Below are 20355 nucleotides of genomic sequence, written 5' to 3'. Positions count from 1 at the left end.
GAGTCACCGAATGGATAAGGCGATGTTGTCGGTGGAGCACCTTTCCATCGATATTGCGGCAGGGAAGCAATTTAACAGGGTGGTCGATGATTTATCGTTTACTCTGAATTCGGGTGAAACCGTTTGTATTGCTGGCGAATCTGGTAGCGGGAAATCGCTATCCAGCACCGCAATTATGGGGTTACTGCCGCCCGTTGCGAAAGTGGCAAGTGGTCATATCTGGTTTGAGGGGAAAGACCTATTAACCACGCCGGAAAAAAGCATGCGTGCGATGCGTGGGGACGACATCGCCATGATTTTTCAGGAGCCGATGACATCGCTAAATCCTCTAATGACCGCTGGTCAGCAACTGTGCGAAGCCATTCAAGCGCATCGTAGCATCGATTACGGCAGCGCCAAACTGATGGCGATCAGTATGTTAGATGCGGTGAAAGTCCCTCATGCGCAGAAGCGTTATCATCAGTACCCTCATGAAATGTCTGGTGGAATGTTGCAGCGCATCATGATAGCCATGTCTCTGGTGTGTCGCCCTAAAATTTTGATTGCAGATGAGCCAACAACCGCTTTAGACGTCACCATTCAAGCGCAGATTTTATCGCTGCTCAATGAACTCAAAAGCGACTTCGATACCGGAGTTTTGATGATCACTCACGACATGGGAGTGGTTGCGGAAATGGCGGATAAAGTTGTGGTGATGAATCAAGGTATCGTTGAGGAGCAATCGGATGTGCGCAGCTTGTTTTTGTCTCCCACCGCAAACTACACCAAAGACCTATTGGCAGCGGTGCCTAAATTGGGGCATGCCAAACCTGTTGAAGACGTACCTCAGAGCGAACTTTTACTAGACGTAAACAATCTTTGTGTGCGGTTTCCGGTTCAACATGTTTGGTGGAAAAAAGAAAAGCTGGAAGTGAGGGCGGTAGAAAATGTGTCGTTTGCGATAAAACCGGGTGAAACCTTAGGGCTAGTGGGCGAGAGCGGCTGCGGTAAATCCACCATCGGAAAAGCGTTGATGAACATGCTGCCGTTTTGTGGCAGCGCCAACCTTAATGGTGTTGAGCTAAACGGGCTTCGTGGTCAGGGTTTACGCGCCATTCGCAAAGATATTCAAATGGTATTTCAAGACCCCTACAGTTCCTTAAATCCACGAAAAACCATATTCCAACTGCTTAAAGAGCCATTGCTGATTCATGGAATATGCCCGGCTTCAGATGTACGTGATCATGTCGCGTTATTGCTTGAACAAGTCGACATGTTACCGAATCACATGAATCGATACCCTCACCAGTTTTCAGGTGGGCAACGTCAACGGATCAGCATCGCCCGAGCAATTGCGTCTCAGCCCAAACTGGTGGTGGCAGATGAATCCGTGTCGGCACTGGATGTGTCTGTTCAGGCGCAAGTTCTTGAGCTTTTAGAACGATTGCAGAAGAAACTGGGTGTAAGTTATTTGTTCATTTCACATGATATGGCCGTCGTTGAGCAAGTATCACACCGAGTGGCGGTAATGCATGGCGGGCGGATAGTTGAAATGGGCCCAAGAGATGAGGTGCTCAGTTCACCTCGTCACAGCTACACTCAGCGTTTAATGCAAGCCGTACCTATTGCGGATGTGGATGTAAAACGCGATCTCTCTATGGTGCTCTCGGAACACAAAATGCCAGATCCCATTCGCAATGTGTCTGTGATAGATGAAGTGCTCAAATACGAAGACGTTGGGCATGAACATATCGTTGCGTTGAATTACTGATTTTTAATACCCAAGTATGTTGAGATTACTTGGGTATATATAAGACGCAAACATAGCGTATAAATTCTTTTCTTTGTTAATAATTATCACTTCTCTTTAAAATTTGCTGTTCGGCAAAAAATTATTATTTCACAATGAACTCGAATTTCATTTAAACAAATAAGTTGAATGTAAATTTCCTATCACAAGTTATATCTCATGTTTAAGATTTGAAAGTGATAGTGTCGAGATGTTTCAAATCTGATTCATATACATTCTAATTAATAAGAAAATAGTGGGATATTTTTAAAATAACTTTATTAAAGCTTTTACTTAATAATAGAGTTTTGGCTGGTCATTTTGTTTCTTATGCAAGTGGTAACGACCTCTAAGGTTATATTCATTAAGTGGTAACTCTAGCTCTATTTATTAAGTTGTTCTTAGTGCAAGGTGAGAGTGAGTATATTCAATAAGTTAAAAACGTTATAAAACAAAAAGAAGAGCTTATTATGAATGGATATTTTCATCGTTTTTCGTCAGTGGTTTGCTACGTTGTTATTGCGTCCATGGTGTTCTCTAATAGTGCGATGGCAATACAGAATATTGCGTTGATGTCTTTATCTAGTAACGATAATGATATTTTGCACAATCAACCCCTCCCTTATTTTCTAGAGTATGGGAAAGAAGATGAAATTAATAATCATTCTTATCTTAATCAAGCTAGATTATTCGATGAATCTCTAAATACGGGTTTTAATAGCCCGTCGGCGTTGCTTATAGAGCGATATTTTGAGAAGGAATCTTCTCTACATGCTGTGCAAATATATGGAAGTGCAGACTATACACTCAGCGTCGAGAGAAAAGTTAATAATCTATGGACAGCCATTCCTATTTTGACCGGAATAAGTTTGCAACACCTTCCGGAAGGGCAATGGAATACACTAGCAGTTAATAAAGACGCTCGTACGTCGGCGGTTAGAATTCAATTAATATCTCAAAACTCTCAACCCAAAGCGTTAAACGAACTTCGCTTTTTATCTGATCAAGTTTCTCCACTCAAATCACATTTGCTGACTCCGCCAGTGGAAGTGGCTTTGGTACAAAAAAGCGTTGTTTCGAGCAAACAAGCACTGCTTGGCGCTGCTCCAGGTAAATACCGAGATGCTAAAAATGACAATCAATTTGATGTTTATCTACCTTACCATCCCGAGCAAATTAAATCGGCTACCCTCAGCTACGACGTAAAAGGGCTATCGGGGAACGCCAGTACAATACGAATGGTAAATGATGGCTTTTCACAAGGTGGCCTCATTCTACAAGCCAAGTCATCGGGTTCTGCATCTGTTAGCGAAGCGATAGATGTAGATTGGCTAAAAGCAGGTAAAAACCTCATTCGTTTTTCTCCCTATGCAAGCTCTGATTCTCATCTAAAGTATCAAGTTGAAAACCTTAAACTGTCGTATGAACTGGCGGAAAGTAAGACGGCTCACCCCACATTAGTTGTCTTTGAGCCTCAACCAGACATTCGATATCAAGGGCATGCTTACGTTAGAGGGTTCGTCCAAGGAGAGGGGAGTGAATCCGTTGCGTTCACCATTGGCAATAAAGTGATCACCGCGGTGGATGGTAGCTTTGAAACCTTGATTCCTGCTGATTCTCCTGCGATTGAAGTTAAGGCTGAGCTATCTGATGGAGAAACGTTAAATGAAACCTTAACCTTTGCGCCTTTAACCAGCGTGAGCGATGAAGGGGTTCTTATCACCGCTGCTGGTGTTCAGGCATTGCAATCAAGCGATCCCCTTTCTGAACGACAAGTCTCAAGAGAGGTGGCAACCTTACTAAGCGACACCGACATTACTCTAAAAGAAGCCGCATTAACGATTCAGAAATCCTCGCTGTCAATGCAGCGTGATATCGAAATTTTCACCATGAGCGAGCGTGAGATCCCGGCGCTTGATCAAGGCATGGTGAATGTCACCAGTGGTGATGCATCGGCGTATCGTTTCTTACCTCATGGCATTAAGTTCCATCAGGAAAACGAACTGTCGCTCGGCTATGACAGAAGTAAGATCCCTGAAGGTTACTCCGAAAAAGACGTATACACCTATTTCTATGATGACGAGACCAATCGTTGGGTTCAGCTAGCCCGAAATGAGGTGGCAACGAAAGACGGCGTTATCGTTTCGAAAACGGATCACTTTACCGACATGATCAATGCGGTGATTCAAACGCCGGATTCTCCAGAAACCCAAGCGTTTGGAACCACTCAGCTTAAGGACATGAAAGCCGCCAATCCGGGTGCGTCGATCAACCTAATTCAGGCTCCCAAAGCCAATGTTATGGGGGATGCACGTACCAGCTATCCGATTGAGCTGCCGGGTGGACGTCAGAGGATGGCACCACAGCTTCAGGTCAGTTACAGCTCTGCTGCAGGCAATGGCTGGATGGGCATGGGCTGGAATCTTAGCTTGCCAACCGTTTCTCTGGACACCCGTTGGGGTGTGCCGCGTTACGATGGCGCGACGGAAACCGAAACCTATTTGTTCGCGGGTGAGCAATTGGCTCCCGTGGCACACCGATCCACTCCCGTCACTCGTACCAGTGAAAAACGTTTTTACCCACGGGTGGAAGGCAGTTTTAACCGCATCATTCGTCATGGTTCTAATCCAACCAATTATTGGTGGGAAGTCACCAACAAAAACGGTACTCAGCATTTCTTTGGAGGGGATGGAACCAACATGTTGCCCGCTGCAACATTGACCACTGCCGAAGGGAATATTTCAGATTGGGCATTAGTTAAAACGGTGGATACCTACGGCAACACGGTGACCTATAACTACGAAAAAGTGTTCGATGCCGGTATTGGCAATGGTACTGGTGGTGTTCAGGGTCAGCAGCTTTACATCAAATCGATTAACTATACCGGTTTTAATAGTTCGCAAGGTGCATATACGGTTGATTTCACGCGTGATCGCGACTTAGCAGAAGCGCGTCGTCAGGACGTCATGATCGATGCACGCACCGGATTCAAACGCGTTACCGCTGACTTACTGCGCAAGGTTGATATTCGCTTCCAAGGTCAGCCAGTACGCTCTTACGAATTTAACTATGAGGAAGGTGCGTTTCATAAAACCCTATTGTCTTCTATCCAGCAATTTGATACCGAAGGGCAGTTGTTCAACACCCACTCTCTGAGTTACTACGATGATGTTCGCAATCAAAGTGGCAACTATCAGCCATTCTTGGCTTCTCAGGCATGGAGTATGGGTGACGCGTATAGCATGGCAGACAGCCGCTATTTGCTTTCCGAACAAACTTCGCAAGAGCAAAGTGCGAGCACTGATGTGACAACTGTGGCTTCATCACCGACCGATCTAGATTCTTCTGGAGCACAAGCGTGTTATTCATCTGCCGAGCCGACGTTGTTGGCGTTTAGAGATATCAATGGTGATGGATTGGCGGATAAACTTTTCGTCAGCTCTGCTGGCATCAGCTATCGCCCTGCTACCGTGTCTTCTGAAGGGGCAGTGACCTATGGTGCGTCGCAATTAATGGTGTCAGCGCAGGACGCTTTTTACACTGAAACTGGGCAGTGCAAGGCATCGCCGGACATGATCGCAGGCCAAAATGCACGCATTTCAGTGACCGATGTTAATGGCGATGGGATTGCTGATTTGGTTTTCCTAGACAAGATCTTTATCGGTTCTGGCGACGCGTTGAACGGATTAACATTTACCGACAGTAAAACGGTTGTCAATACGTTTGCAAACTTAGATAGCGTAAGGGTTTGGAAAGCACCTTACACTGGTACTGTTAACATTGCTGCGCCAGTGTCTTTGGTTTCTGGATCGCCTGAATCGTCAAACTCTGATGGCGTATATGCTTCGATTCAGCTTCAAAGTACGGAACTTTGGTCAACATACATCGCTGCCAATGACACCTCGCCTAAGCAGACTACCGCACTGGATTCGGTTTCTGTAACTGAGGGCGACCGCGTATTGTTCCGTGTTAACTCCTTGCAGGATGGCGGTAATGATCAAGTCTTGTGGGATCCCAAGATCACCTATACCGACAGAGCAATGGATGAGGTGGATGCCAATGCGTTACCGCAGCATGTCTACCACTCTTCTACCGATTTTGTATCTACAAGTAGTACTCAGTGGCTTGCACCGTTCAGTGGCACCATTCTAGTAAGTGGTTCCCTAACCAAACCGATTACGTCTGATGACCTGATTGCAAGCGTAATAAGAACGACAATAAGCGGCGACGAATCTGTGATTTGGCAGCAAAGCTATGCCGCAGGTGAAAGCATTGGCACAAGTACAATGGCAGTGGGGGATGTTGATGTTACTGCGAACGACAAGCTTCACCTAGTCATCAACAGTGATACCAATGTGGATTGGACTAAATTGTCTGCTGAACTGAACGTTCATTACATTGCGGCAAACGACAGCGATATTCGTGCTGATTTGCTCTATCGCAGTGATGGCACACCACGCTTTGATTACTCCCTCAATCCTAAATTGGCACTTTACGGGTATGCGGTAGAAAGTACAACGGTGGCAAGCGAAAGCGGCATTATCACACTTCAACCCAATTTACCTGCTGGCTTACCGGCATCCGGAACGGTGACCTTCACCGTAAAAGGCAACCAACAAACGTTAGCCAAAGAATCGTTGAATTTATCATTAGCTAACATCTTCAACACCATCACGTTGGATGTCACGGCTGGCGAGCCTGTATATTTCGAATTCCATTTACCACAGGATGTGGATGAAACAGTACTGAGTGCCTGGACACCCAGTGTTACTGTGGTGGAGCAAGGTGTGGACGTGCCAGCAGGATTGCACGTTAGAAGCGACAGTGCCAACAAGCAACTGTACCGCCAGTGGGGGGCTTTTGTTTACGACAGTTCTCACTCATTAGCCAGTGAACCCATTGATATTGGTGCATTGAAGCCGTTGAGCAAATCGGATTTAGTTAATGCGGGTTTCGCGCCAGTCGCGGATATTGACTCGTACTTACCGAAGGTGTCGGCTGACGGGGCAACCCAAACGTCATCCGGCGATATCGATGCCTTGAACACGCAACTGGCGAATGCTGCTATGTCTGCTCACAGCAGCGACACCCAAATTGTCAGTGAAGATCTTTCTCCTCAAGCAACAGTCGAGCGCTTAGCTACAGTTGCCGCTGCAGATTCGTTTGCAGGTAATGGTGCCAGTTCTTTAAGTGGCACGCTATCCGACGGTGGCGGTAACCACTTTGGCGTCAGTATTGGTTTTAATGATCAGCAATTGATGTGTAAGTCGATGACGATTGGTTTCCAAAGAGGATCCAGTAAGTCTGAAAATGACGGCATCCTTGTGATGTCGGATATCGATGGGGATGGTCTGCCAGATAAAGTGTTGATCAGCGGCGGTACCATTGGTTACCAGAAAAACCTTTCCGGTCCCGGTGAAGGTGAGAGCTTTGCGGCTTTCCAAGCATTCACTGGTTCGGCGAGCGCGTTTTATCACGATAAAGGCAGCCAGCGGAATTCTGGTTTCCAAGCGGTTATCGGTGCGTGTAGCTTCAGTGGCGATCTGGGGATCACCAGTGGTGGTGGTACCACGGTCAACGACATTTACTTCAGTGATGTGAATGGTGATGGTTTAACCGATATCGTGGCGAACGGACGCGTGCTTTACAACCAGCGTACCAATGCCACCGTACCGCACTTTGTGCTATCAAGTGCGAACACGCCAAACCCCGTTAATGAATCCGGGTCTCTGGTGACGGACGGTTGGTTCGAGACCGATCCAAATGAGCTTGCCAACTTTGAAGCAGAGAACCCGCTGCACGATACCGTACGAACTTGGAAAGCGCCTTACGACGGCATTGTTAGCATCCATGCTCCTGTTAATCTGGTGGAAAACACCAGTGCGGATCGCCAGGCATACACCCAGGCCGACGGCGTACGTGTAGCCATTCAACATGCTGCGGTTGAACTTTGGGCAACCACCATTAATGCGGATGATTATGGTGTTAAAACCCCAACAGGCGTGAATGCGGTTAGCGTGAGTAAAGGTGATCGCCTCTACTTCCGTGTCCAGTCGATCTTCGATGGGAACTACGATGAAGTCTCATGGGCACCTGTTATTACCTATACCGACAAACCAGCTGAAACCGACGCGAATGGGTTGTCCGTTTATAGCGCTTCGGCATCGGGTGACTATGTACTCTCTGGTGGTGATTTGGGGATGCCGATTGATGGCACCGTGCAAATCAGTGGTGTTTTGACTAAGCCCGTGACTAGCGACAATGTGACGGCAAGAGTATTAAAAATCACCTCTGACGGTGTGAATACGACAACAACTACGGTATGGGAAACCCAGTACGGGTTGCCAGCGGCACAGCAAAACGTCGCATTAACTTTGGATGTGAATACGGGTGACACCTACCGGTTTGAAATCGACGCCGATACCAATGTGGATTGGTCGGCGTTTGAATGGGAACCTGTTGCTACTTATGTCGCGGCGGATGACCCAACCATCGATGGTCAAATTCAAAACGGCACCGCTGTTCTCGCATTCAAGACGGTGGCTTCCCTCAATATTTACAATGAAGTTAGCCGTAACACAGAGCGTTGGATCGCGAATGCCGATGGTACGGTCATCTTCACGCCTGTGATCACCACTCCACTGGGTACGGAATCGGGCACGGTTACCTTTACGGTGAAAAAAGAAAACGCGCTGCTGGCGAAGCAGACGTTTGAAGTAACGGCGGGTAGCTTGAATACCCCTCCTACCGACGTCTCTTTAGATGTATTAACAGGCGATACCCTGTTTATTGAGTACCATACCGATATCCCAGCGATAGCGGATTTGCTGGCGCAGGAAGCAGGCGTAGATATTGATGTTCAAGGTGTCGTCTCAGCGTGGAATGCGGGTATTTACACCGTTTCTCAAGAGTACCTGTTCGGTCCGGAATACCGCGGCTGGGGTCAGTTTGTCTATAACGGCAATGGTACGAGAGCAGATCAACCCATAATTGAATCCGAACTCAAATTGGATGATGCGCTGACGGATGCGTTAGCTTCTCCTCCGGATGTTAATAACCTCGACCAGAATAATCTGGCGGATAACGCCTACGATCCGACCAACAGTATCTTTGTCATGATGCTGCCTATTGCACAGGTTGATGCTTGGCGCGGGTATGATGAGCTTTCGCTACTTAACGAAAGCAATATGTCGAGCTCTCGTTTTGGGGAAGACGAATACGCCCCTTCATCAGCAATTCCGACAGGCACCGATGGCAGCCAAGCCATTCGAGCCATCAACAAACTGACCACTCTATCGTTTGATGGGTACTCAATAGGTGGCAGTGTGCCTATTGGTGGATTTGGTGCAAGTGGCAGTTACAGTGAAACCGATCAAGATATTCGCATTCTGACGGATTTCAGCGACATGAACGGTGACCGCTACCCAGACATCGTGGGTGAGTCTCAGGTTCAGTATACCGATATGCTTGGTGCGCTTGAGTCTGGCGCCATAAACAACGGTCTTGGTCATCCGAGCACCTCTTGGTCACAAAACCAAGGTGTCACACTGGGCGGTAACTTCAGTGTGGGCAGTAGCAATGCGGCTAACAACCAAACCGCTACCTCTGTAAAAGAGGCAATGATCAATGCGAACACCTCTATGCCAGGTGCGGGTATTTCCGGCACCAGTGGCAAAACCAAAGATCACGCCAATATAAGCTGGCGCGACATCAACGCTGATGGGCTACCTGACCGTGTCTATGACAATGGTACGGCTCAGATAAACCTCGGTTATTCATTTGCAGCGCCTGAAGCTTGGGGATTCGGCCAGGTTAAAGAAGGCGAAAGTGAAGCGTCTGGTGGTGGACTGGGTATCAACATTGGTGCGGCCAGTATCAAATTGGGTATCAGCAAAAACGGTTTTGAAACTCACAACCTTCATACCCTCTATGACGTGAATGGTGACGGGTTGCTGGATGAGGCTAAGTTTACAGGCTCAGATATTCTGGTTCGTATCAACAAAGGTAGTGGCTTCGCCGATTGGACGAGCTGGACTGGCGCCAATGAAATTCAAGTCAGCAGTGGTGAAACCGTGTCCATCAACGGATCGTTCACGGTGTGCATTCCAATACCACCACTGGTTCCAGTGATCAAAATCTGTATGAATGCTGGCGCTTACTCGAATGACGGGACTTCTCAGGAAAATTATTCACTTAATGACGTCAACGGTGACGGCTATCCAGATGTGCTGCAATCTAGCGAAGAAACCGATCTGCGTGTGAAGAAGAGCACTATTGGCCGCACCAACCTGCTGAAATCGGTTCAGCGTCCATTAGGAGCGAGCTTCACCGTCGATTACCACCGCGAAGGGAATACCTTCGATATGCCGCAAAACCGTTGGGTACTGAGCAATGTGGTCACCAACGATGGATTCGCAGGTGATGGTGCCGACACCATGAAACAGCGCTTTATATACGCAGATGGTTACCATGACCGTCGTGAGCGCGATTTCTATGGCTTTGCTAACGTGACAACACAAGAGCTGGATACCGCCAATGGTGACGTGGTCTATCGCTCTGTATCAACGGACTACATCAACGACAACTACTATGAAAAAGGCTTGGCGCGCACCAGCGTGATGAAAGATGGCATCGGTAACACCTATACCGAAACCGTTAACCAATACCAAACCGAAGACGTGTTCAGCGGTGCCGTGCTGGATGCGCTGGGTAAAGAGAACGACTTCACCTCAGCCTTTCCGCAACTGGTGACGACAGAAACCTTCTTCTATGAAGGGACAGGGTCTGCCGAGAAGCAAACCCGCATCGATTACCAATACGATGACTACGGTAATGTGGTGGTGCAAACTGATCACGGTGATGTAGGCACATCTGACGACTGGACAGCTACTGTGGTTTACCACGAGTTAGTGAGCGACTGGATAGTGTCGGCACCAAGATCCATTGTGCTGCGCGATGCGGCGGGCAATGTGCTTCGCCAACGTGAAGCGGATATCAATGCTCTGGGCAGTGTGGAGCGAGTACGCGTTTACGCCGATGCGACCACCGCGCTGACGACCGATATCACTTATGACATCTATGGCAACCTCGCCATGGTGACGCGCCCTGAAAACCACAAAGGTGAGCGCTACGCCCTGACGTATGTGATGGACGATACGGTACAAACCTATGTGGCGAGCGTGACCGACAGCTTCGGTTATACCTCATCCAGCACCTTTGACTATCGTTTTGGTGCAACGCTGAGCAACACCGACACCAACGCGCAGCAAATCCACTTTACCATTGATGCGAAAGGGCGTATTGAAACGGTTGCCGCGCCGTATGAGATTGAAAATGGTGTGACTACCATCGACTTTGCCTACTTCCCAGATGCCGCAGTGCCGTATGCGACCACCGCACACTTCGACGAAGGCAAGTCTGACACCATCGACACTGTGACTTTTGTAGACGGTTTGATGCGTGTGATCCAGACCAAGAAAGACATGGCGATCGACAATGGTCAGACAGGGCAAGGTACAGCCATGATGGTGGCGTCGGGTCGAGTGCATTTCGATGCCTTTGGCCGCGATATCGCGCAGTGGTATCCAGTTGAAGAAGCCACTGGCACACCCGATACCTTCAACAGCCAGTACGATACGGTTAACCCAACCCGTAAGTCTTACGATGTGCTGAGCCGTGTACTTGTCACTACACTGCCGGATGGTAATACCCTAACCAATGCCTACGGCTTTGGCAGTGACCGCAGCGGCGCAAAGCAGTTTGAGCACCAAAGCGTTGACGCCAATGGCAACGAGTCTGAAACCTATAAAGACGTACGCGGCCGTATCACTACCGTCGCGCAGCACAACCCGATCGGCGGGTACGCTAACATTCTCACCAGCTACCAATACAGCGCGGTGAATGAGTTGTTGAATGTGACGGACGACCTGAACAATGTCACCAGCGTGATTTACGACTTGGCAGGTCGTCGTACCCACATCGACAGCCCAGATATGGGCTTGACCGAAAGTGTGTACGACAACGCCAGTAACGTGGTGCAGAAAATCACGGCCAATCTGCGTGAGCAGGGTATGGCAGTCAGCTACGATTACGACTACGAGCGTTTGTCTGGCATCACGTATCCGATCAATGCCATCAACAACGTCAACTATTACTACGGTGAACCAGGTGCTTCGGATAACACCGCAGGTCGCCTATCACGGGTCAGTGATGCTTCCGGCACCGAGTACTACAAATACGGCGCGCTGGGTGAAATCGTCCATACTAAGCGTACCGTAACTACGCTGACGGGCAGTGCACCAAAGACTTATCAAACCCGCTATCGCTACGACAGTTGGAACCGTCTGCGCGAGCTGACCTACCCAGATGGCGAACTGTTGGTTCACGATTACGACAGTGGCGGCAGCCTTAAGGCGATGAGCAGCACCAAGGGAGAGTACACGTACGAGCCGCTCAAAGCCCTAACGTATGACAAGTTTGGCCAACGTGTGTACATGCAATTTGGTAACGACACGGTCATGACCTACAGCTATGAGGCAGAACGTCGTAGGTTGAATGCGCTCACAGCAACTAACAGCAACCGTATCTTCCAGGACAACAGCTATGTTTACGGTGCCATGAGTAATGTTCTAAGCATTACCAACGCTGGGAGTGTACCTGTAGACAGTAATCTGTTTGGTGGGGAAACTAATCAGATCTTCGGCTATGACAATCTTTACCAACTTGTCAATGCCAGCGGGGTCTGGGAATCCCGTCAGGGGCATCAGGAGCGCTACAGCCTCTCGATGAGCTACGACAGCATCCATAACATCACCACCAAGAATCAGCTGCATGAACGCCTGCCGTTGGATGGTTCGGGCTGGAATGATCTACAAGGCACCAGCTACAATTGGCAATACGACTATGCGGGCTCTGCTCAGCCGCACGCAGCCAGCAACATTGGCAACCGTACCTTCAGCTATGATGCAAACGGTAACCAGATGGGCTGGACGAATGATGACAACGGCACGCGCCGCAACATTGTTTGGGATGAAGAAAACCGCATTCGCACAGTAACCGACAACGGTCACACTAGCACCTACATCTATGATGCGGGTGGTGAGCGTGTCATCAAATCAACCAGTCAAGGCGAAACCCGTTACATCAATGCATATCTCGTCGTCCGAGCGGGTAAAGTGGCGACTAAGCACTACTATGCAGGTAGCCAGCGTATTCACACCCGTGTGATGGAAAATGAAAGCTCGACACTTATCACTGGCACAGACAGTACGGCGACCAGCACGACGGAGACCACTACAGAGACAACAACCGATACGGCATCGGAAGCATTGCCCCAAGAAGTACTGGATGCACAAGCGGCAGTCGAAGCGGCGCAAACGGCTTACGACCAATCGTTAGAGGCATTCAAAGCCGCGAAAGGGAAGGACAAAAAAGCCGCCCATAACGCGTTGAAAGTGGCACAAAGTAACCTCGAAGCGGCGGAAGCTGCGCTTTATCAAGCTATGGTCGATGCGGGTCTTGACCCGGGTGGTAACGGTAATGGTGGTGGTTCAGGTGGCGGCTCCGGCGGTGGTGGTAATGGTTCCATCAACTTTGAAGCCAAGCAGTACTACTATCACGGCGATCACTTGGGTAGCTCCAGCTACATTACCGATATAGACGGTGAAGTGCATGAGCACCTTGAATACTTCCCATTCGGTGAAACTTGGGTTCATGAGAAGAGCAACACCCAGCTAACACCTTACTACTTCACAGGTAAAGAGCTGGATGAAGTAACAGGGCTGTACTACTTCGGTGCGCGTTACTACGATCCAAGGACGAGCGTGTGGCAGAGCCCAGATCCGATACTTGGGGAGTATTTGGGTAACAATAGAAACGAGTTAACAAATGGCGGTATGTATAACCCGAAAAACTTAGCCATGTATACCTATAGTTATAATAGCCCTATTGTTATGAAAGACCCTGATGGTAATGAGACATGGTTCATTGGTGGAGCAGGTGTTGACGGAGGTTACATAGACAGCATGGTTACTGAGTTGGCTGGGGCTGGTATTTCCAACGTGAAGGCTGCAACCGCTCAATACGCATCTACTGGAAATATGATTACTGATGCTGGAACGATTGTTCTTAGAAATAATGACAGGGGAGCAAATGAGTACAGTCGAATGCAAGGTAAGATTGAGCTATCTCTCCCTGAGGGTGAACAACTCAACTTTGTTGGCTATTCGCATGGTTCTGTTGTCGCTGCTCAGACAGCTTTGACGATAGCATCATCTTCTGAGCAAAAGGTGGATAATGTAGTGCTGATAGGGGCTCCTATTAATCAAGACCTGGTTGACGCCTTAAATAATCATGAAAACATTGGAAATATTCATATTATTGACTTAATTGGTCAAGGAGATCCTATATATGCAGGGATGTCGGATTATGAGTTAATAAAATCAGTCCCAACGTTAATTGAGCAAATGTCGCAACAAGATGGTCACTTTTATTATGCTCCATCTGGAGAGGAAGGTAACTCGCGCAGACAGCAGCTTGCGAGAGAAATAAAAGAATTTGGGCTAGAGTAGGTTTCTGAGAGTGAGTAAATTATTGAAAATTAAAAAAGCCCTGATTTTTTCTGCTTCACTAGTTAGTGTGCTGCTGACAACCTATGTTGTGTATCTTGCTAGTGTTCCACTTTTATGTGGTGCTGGAGTACCTGTTTTTGCCATCTACATGATAGCCCCTTCGTGCTTTTCCATTATCTTTGTTTTATTTTTTGGTTTGCATGATGTCCAAGGTTGTACTCGTTACTTATTGATTGTGGCAATATTTTTGAACGTAACTTTTATCTCATATTGGTTTTATTATGGCTCATGCTTTGATTGCACATGTTAATTCAAACTTGGTAAACCACTGCCTCTGGAAGTGTTACTTGACAAGGCTCTGCCGTATTGCCGTACATTGATGTGAAAATGGTCTCCTTGATAGAACTGGCAGTTCAAAGGAGTCCATATGAGCGTGTAGTGGTCAACTGAAACTGGTCACGGTTTTAGCGTTTTCCCAATATAGTTGCTCTGATTCATTAGGTGTGAAACCGCCGTTATAGTGATGTGGAGTAGATATGAAATACACGGCAAAAGTGAGTTTGTTTAAAAATGGAAGAAAGAACAATGTGAAAATATCCCCTCTACTCTGCCATATAAAGTTTGAAGGTGAGGACATTGAAGGCTTCAGTGTGAAGCTACATTTCAAGGATGAATGGGCTCTTGGGGTAGACAAATTATGTCAGTTGGAATTTATTCATTGGGATGAATTTGAAGAGGATTTAACGAATAGAAGCTTCATTGTTCATGAGGTTGGCGCGATTGGCTCAGGCACATTTGAATGAAGGAATTTCGAATCAGGTTTGGTGTTTATTGATACGGCGTTTTAAGAGTTGCAAAAATCTGGAGGGTATAAAGACGTCACCCTTGGAAGGAAAGATGGAAAATTTATCATTTTTTACTCTTTAGATGTTGATGAAAGCCTTATGCACATGCAAGCAAGAAAAATCGTAACTTTGACGAAGTTAATATTTACGAAAAAACCACGGAAGGGGATAAGAAGATCCCGCAGTCAGACATCTATGGTGTACAAGTTTGGGATATGTGCCAAGACATTAAAGCAGACAAAGCTACTTAGTTGTTCCAAACATGGTAGTTCAAGAGAATGGTGAAAAATCCCTATTTAGAAAAGAGCTTTCTATTTGTCGAAATCAGCAATTCCGAGTCAGTGGACTCGGTATACACAAGAGATCTTGTAGCTATGTTGAGTCAAGAAAACAGTGAGCTCAGCAGCAGCGCTGTATTGCCAATAGGTCAGTTTGAATCTGTCTATTCAAGTAGGTTGGATATTCAACGTCGCATTTTGAAAAATGAAGATGAAGCGTACATGCATGCTTTTGAGGCATTGATGAACCAAGTGTCCGATGTCAAGCTTTCAGCTAAAGAAATAAGTATTGTGCAAGTTAAAGCTGAACGTGAAGGTTATTTGATCTTCATCGCAGACGCTCGTTCTGTGCTGGGTGCATTACCGATTTTATAGAAAATGAAGTTTTACACTAAGATTTTTGTCGATGCTAATGTAGAGCTTGCTGACTTAATCACTCATGTAAGCAGGATCGTAGATGGTACCGTATCGATTGATACGGTATTGACGAATGCGCTAGAGCTGGATGTTAAGCGCAACGATTTAGGCTCGTCTGCTTGTCACAACATTGATGACGGATTTTTAGCTTATGGATTTACAGTAGAAATTGTAAATACTGTTGATATGCTTTTTGACCTATACCTCGAAGCAGTAGGTAATATCATGATGAATCTCAGTGAAAGAGGACACAGCGTTGTAGCATCGTGCGGCTGGGAGGAAAAACTACCAGGAGGCGGAAGAATTATTGTTAGCAAATAAACCTTAAACAAAGGAACAAAAGTATAAGGCACTCTATGAAGGTTTTTCTTATCAGGATGAAAGTTCAGGATAGTGGCTAAAAAACCTTATTTAGAAAAGGACTCAGGTATGAATCAACAATACTCCAAGTTGCTCCTTTCTTTTCTAAGACTTTGTCGCTGCACCCAGAGCTATACGGTAACTTGAGTGTGTATGTCCAATATTCCATTCTGAACAGCATGAATTATGAATGCGGTCTTAATTTCTTTAATTGCAATTGATTGTAATGTGCTTGTGTGCATAATGCGCGCCTTAAAACTAATAAAGTCAGTTGCACTATAAAATGAAAAAAATCACATCAATCGCAATCATAGGTGCGGGTCCAAGTGCCGTATCTGTGTACATGGAGCTGGTTCGCAGCCAGCATTTCAACTTGAAAAACATCACGCTCTTTGACCCACTAGGTCTAATGAACAGCTCTGGATTCATTTCGCCATCGGAAAGTACACTCACTAACACGAGTGTGGGTGTGACTTCCTTGTCTTATCAGGATCTGATGGATTTCTATAAGTGGACATCCGTTAAGTATCAGGATAAAGGTATTACAGCGACCGATTTTGTGCCAAGAAGTATGGTTCGTGAGTACTGCCTAGATAGGTTTCATCAAGCAAAAAGCTTTGTGAGTGTGTTTGGCTGCACCACAGAAGTGATTCCCCGCTCGGTGGATTCATTTAGCTGGGATGGCAGTACATTCACTGTTAAGGATAGTACCGGCTCTCAGCATCAGTTTGACGCTCTTATTAACGCGACAGGCGTAGAGCAAGTAGAGCCAAGAGAAGACTTACAAGTTTCAGATTCCTACATTTCAAACCCTTACCCTGAAACGACGTTTATCGACCAAATCGAACCGCAGGACAACGTATTGGTGATTGGCAGCAAGCTATCTGCAATTGATGTTGCGGTTGCGCTGGGGAATAAAGGTGCCAACATCACCATGGTCTCGAGATCTGGAAAATTGCCAAGTGTTCGAGATGCGTTGCTCATTGAACCCGATCAGCGAATCATTGCAGAAGACGACAGCAACATTGACTCGCTCCTTACTAAGCTTGAGTCATTTGTGGAGACGATTGAAAACTCAGAATGTGATGATGGTGCTTTGTTATTGGATGCGGATATTCAGTTGTGTGAATCAGGTGATAACAACTGGCAACGAGCCATTGGCTTTTTTGTAGAACAAGTAAACGAGCTATGGCCGATGATGGACGATAGCCAGAAAACAAAGTTCGAAAAGCTATCACAACCGTTCTTCGGACGATACGTATCCGCATTCCCTATCCAGAATGCCAAAAAACTGCAGAGTCTGATTCGCTCTGGCATGTTACGTCTGGCAAAAGGCGATGTCAGCGATGTTGTGTCGTTACGCGAGGGTATGCTCGTTGGGCATCAGGCTCTCGAGGGGCAGCATTATGATTGGGTGATTAATGCGACGGGTATTATGAGTAAGCCTCTTACCGAAGCGTTTCAACAAAGTTACAAAGCTATGGGAGCGGAGTTTAACAAGTATGGCGGGGTTGTTATTGATACTGATGCCATGCGTGTAGAGATCCCTGAAAGTGAGGTGCCTTACTACTTGATTGGGGGGGCGGCAAAAGGCGAGTTGCTGGTGTTGAACTATCTTCGCTCTTCTGCGGTTCAGGCTCGTAAGATTACAGATGACTTGATTCGGTTAACTAAGTGCGAATCTTCGAAGCTTGTTTCGGAGGTTGCATGAGGCTCTGGGACTACAAGGAGGCGATAGGGTTTTGCCTAGTATTTTCCATCTCCTTCATTTTGATGTTTGAGATAGTCAAGTCAGTTGACCCCATCACTTCCACTTTTTTAACTTATGGTGTGTCTTGCTTGTTTTTCATGTTGTTAGATGCGAAAAACGGCAAGAAAACTCTGCAAATTCTTAAAGACAATAAGAAAGATATACTGGGAATTAACATCTCAACGCTCGCGAATACGGTACTGGCGTATTACGTGATGACGCACGTTCCACCAACGGTCTATGTAATCGTATTTTTTTCTTGCTTACCGTTGTTTGAGCATTTGCTATCCCGAAAACGCACAGGCATTAGGGAAACGGCTTTCTTGTTCAAGCTGGCGGTTTTCGTGTCTTCACTTCTTATTGCAGGGTTTGTTTCTACGTCCGATGCGAACAATACTGCCATTGGTATCGTTGTAACCATGATTTCTTCTCTGTTTGCCGTTATCTATATGAAGCAAACGTCCAAGCTTCACCAAGAGGCTGAAGCGACTATTTTTCAGGTTTTGACTCTCCGGTTTATTTTGGTCAGCTTGCTTTGTGGAACCTATGCGTTTTCACAGGGAACCATCAGTGAGCTTTCTTCCCACGAGATAGGGTTGATTTTGTTTACCGCCTTCACTGGCAGTATTATCCCACTGTTTTTAATGCAGTTATCGATAAAAAAACTGGGGGGAGCAGTTTCGGCACTTTTCACCCCTATCATTCCGGTCTTTTGTATGATCATGATGTTGGTCCTTGGTTATTTGGAGTTCTCTGCACTGGAAATGCTTTTGGTGACTGGAATGTCATTCATGATTTTTTATCAAGCTAAGTTGGACTTAAACAAAAAAGAAGGGACTTCAAATGCGTGACAGCTTATTCATTATTTCCACTCGACAACTTGGTCAATTAAATTACGAAGCCGATCTTATCCAAGAACATCGGTTGGTTCTCATCGCCTCAGATAGTGAACTCGAAAATTTAGAACCTTCGCTGAGAAGTCATTTTGATGATGTAATTGAAGTGCCTGTTGCGGTCAATGATGGTGTGATAGTTACCTACGATTTAGAGGTGCTCGGTTCTCGAATTCTTCAAAGTTCCCATCTGACGCCAAGCAGCTCGATTGTCTGTTTTGATGAGGGCAATACTAGCTTGGCCCACTCACTCAGACGCAGGTTTAAATTGGGTGATGAAAAATTTGATACGCCTGATATTGAGCTGTTTAGAAACAAAGTAGCGATGAAAAACAAGCTGGCAGAAGCCGGTATTCAAATACCTCAGTTTTCCTCATTTCATGAAGAGGTTCTCCCGTATGCGTATTATGCAGAACAATTGGGTTGCCCTTTTGTCTTTAAGCCTTCGGAGTCAGCAGGTAGTAATGGCGTTTACATCATCGAGAATGAGCACGACTTTACGAACGCCAAAGACGCAGTCAAAGATGCGCTGAACCTGTATGAAGCAGAAACGTACATTTCAGGGAAGTTGTATCATTGCGATATTGCCTTGTTTGGAGGAGAAACGGTTTTCGCAGAATGCACGGAATACCTAGCCCCAACCATCGATTTTCAGACAGGGACGCCTCTTGGTGGAAAGATTATGGGAGAAGGCTGCGATCTGAGACGTCGTCTGATTCGTTTTACAGAACAATCACTCAGGGCACTAAATGCTGGGAATGGGGTGTACCATACTGAAGTATTTGTCACACTAAATGGCGAGCTTGTGTTCCTTGAGTCGGGTGCAAGACCACCTGGCATGCTGGTTACCCGAATGTACGAAAAAGCAACGGGTGTTAACCTCCTAAACCTAGATGTTGAGATCCAGGTTGGTCGATTGCTAGAGCGTAAAACTCAAGGTATGTTGGACGCATTTTATCTCGTTTACCCAAAAGGTGTAGGCAAAGTCAATGCGTTGTATCCATTGCCTGCACTGGCAAATATGGATACCGAGTTCAAGCGAGTCTCCAACATCGGAGACGTTCATGACGGTTGTTCGTCTAACTTGGATTTTACAGCTTACGTCATTTGCAGTGGCTCAGACACCTCATTTGAGACCGCATACCAATCTATGGCTAACTACAGCCCACTATCTTACGTGGCATAGCGCCATTGTTGCCATATCTTCCATTGCGATGGTGTGAAGATATGGCAAATTCGGTTAATTACGATGAAACGGCTAACCATACTTGACGAAGTGTTATTTGTGTTGCTGGCAACTTTTGATAGTAGAGCACTGATTACTTAACCCCAATATTCCACCACTTCTATATCCCTTCTAAGAATCAAGACACATAAAGTCTCATTTTTAAAACAGAATCTGTGCAATATAATGCGTACATTATCAGTAACTAGGATTTGAGCATGTGAACTGCTTTCCAATAATCATGCGTTGG

General features: G+C 46.4%; 8 protein-coding genes. All 8 read left to right on the top strand.

Annotated elements, in window-relative coordinates; all coding sequences use genetic code 11:
- Positions 1-10 precede the first annotated feature (10 nt).
- A complete protein-coding gene (locus LDO37_RS26900) occupies positions 11-1750 on the top strand; it encodes an ABC transporter ATP-binding protein (protein ID WP_126607559.1) in 1740 nt (579 codons plus the stop codon).
- Positions 1751-2238: 488 nt separating this feature from the next.
- A complete protein-coding gene (locus LDO37_RS26895) occupies positions 2239-14337 on the top strand; it encodes a SpvB/TcaC N-terminal domain-containing protein (protein ID WP_126606656.1) in 12099 nt (4032 codons plus the stop codon).
- Positions 14338-14873: 536 nt separating this feature from the next.
- On the top strand, positions 14874-15140 hold the full coding sequence (locus tag LDO37_RS26890; protein WP_126606657.1) for a hypothetical protein: 267 nt from the start codon (positions 14874-14876) through the stop codon (positions 15138-15140).
- A gap of 320 nt (positions 15141-15460) precedes the next feature.
- Positions 15461-15835 carry a hypothetical protein gene (locus LDO37_RS26885; RefSeq protein ID WP_126606658.1) on the top strand — a complete coding sequence of 125 codons (375 nt, stop codon included), beginning with the start codon at positions 15461-15463 and terminating at the stop codon, positions 15833-15835.
- A 3-nt stretch (positions 15836-15838) separates the two neighbouring features.
- Positions 15839-16198: a hypothetical protein gene (locus LDO37_RS26880; protein ID WP_126606659.1), complete on the top strand. Its 360-nt coding sequence runs from the start codon at positions 15839-15841 to the stop codon at positions 16196-16198.
- A 322-nt stretch (positions 16199-16520) separates the two neighbouring features.
- Positions 16521-17948, top strand: a complete 1428-nt coding sequence (locus tag LDO37_RS26875) for an FAD/NAD(P)-binding protein (protein ID WP_126606660.1) — start codon at positions 16521-16523, stop codon at positions 17946-17948.
- Between the two features lie 128 nt (positions 17949-18076).
- Positions 18077-18838 carry a DMT family transporter gene (locus tag LDO37_RS26870; protein ID WP_126606661.1) on the top strand — a complete coding sequence of 254 codons (762 nt, stop codon included), beginning with the start codon at positions 18077-18079 and terminating at the stop codon, positions 18836-18838.
- The gene (locus tag LDO37_RS26865; protein WP_126606662.1) at positions 18831-20066 is read left to right on the top strand and encodes an ATP-grasp domain-containing protein; all 1236 of its coding nucleotides are present in this window, start codon (positions 18831-18833) and stop codon (positions 20064-20066) included. Before LDO37_RS26870 ends, LDO37_RS26865 begins: the two co-directional genes overlap by 8 nt.
- Positions 20067-20355: the final 289 nt, after the last annotated feature.

Source organism: Vibrio penaeicida (assembly GCF_019977755.1).
Classification (GTDB): domain Bacteria; phylum Pseudomonadota; class Gammaproteobacteria; order Enterobacterales; family Vibrionaceae; genus Vibrio; species Vibrio penaeicida.
Note: the sequence above shows the minus strand (reverse complement) of the source record. Positions and strands in the feature narration are given on the sequence as shown.

What these genes read in the sequence shown, in the direction of transcription:
- LDO37_RS26900 (WP_126607559.1), top strand. Translation starts at nt 11, where the DNA reads ATGGATAAGGCGATGTTGTCGGTGGAGCACCTTTCCATCGATATTGCG.
- LDO37_RS26895 (WP_126606656.1), top strand. Translation starts at nt 2,239, where the DNA reads ATGAATGGATATTTTCATCGTTTTTCGTCAGTGGTTTGCTACGTTGTT.
- LDO37_RS26890 (WP_126606657.1), top strand. Translation starts at nt 14,874, where the DNA reads ATGAAATACACGGCAAAAGTGAGTTTGTTTAAAAATGGAAGAAAGAAC.
- LDO37_RS26885 (WP_126606658.1), top strand. Translation starts at nt 15,461, where the DNA reads ATGGTGAAAAATCCCTATTTAGAAAAGAGCTTTCTATTTGTCGAAATC.
- LDO37_RS26880 (WP_126606659.1), top strand. Translation starts at nt 15,839, where the DNA reads ATGAAGTTTTACACTAAGATTTTTGTCGATGCTAATGTAGAGCTTGCT.
- LDO37_RS26875 (WP_126606660.1), top strand. Translation starts at nt 16,521, where the DNA reads ATGAAAAAAATCACATCAATCGCAATCATAGGTGCGGGTCCAAGTGCC.
- LDO37_RS26865 (WP_126606662.1), top strand. Translation starts at nt 18,831, where the DNA reads ATGCGTGACAGCTTATTCATTATTTCCACTCGACAACTTGGTCAATTA.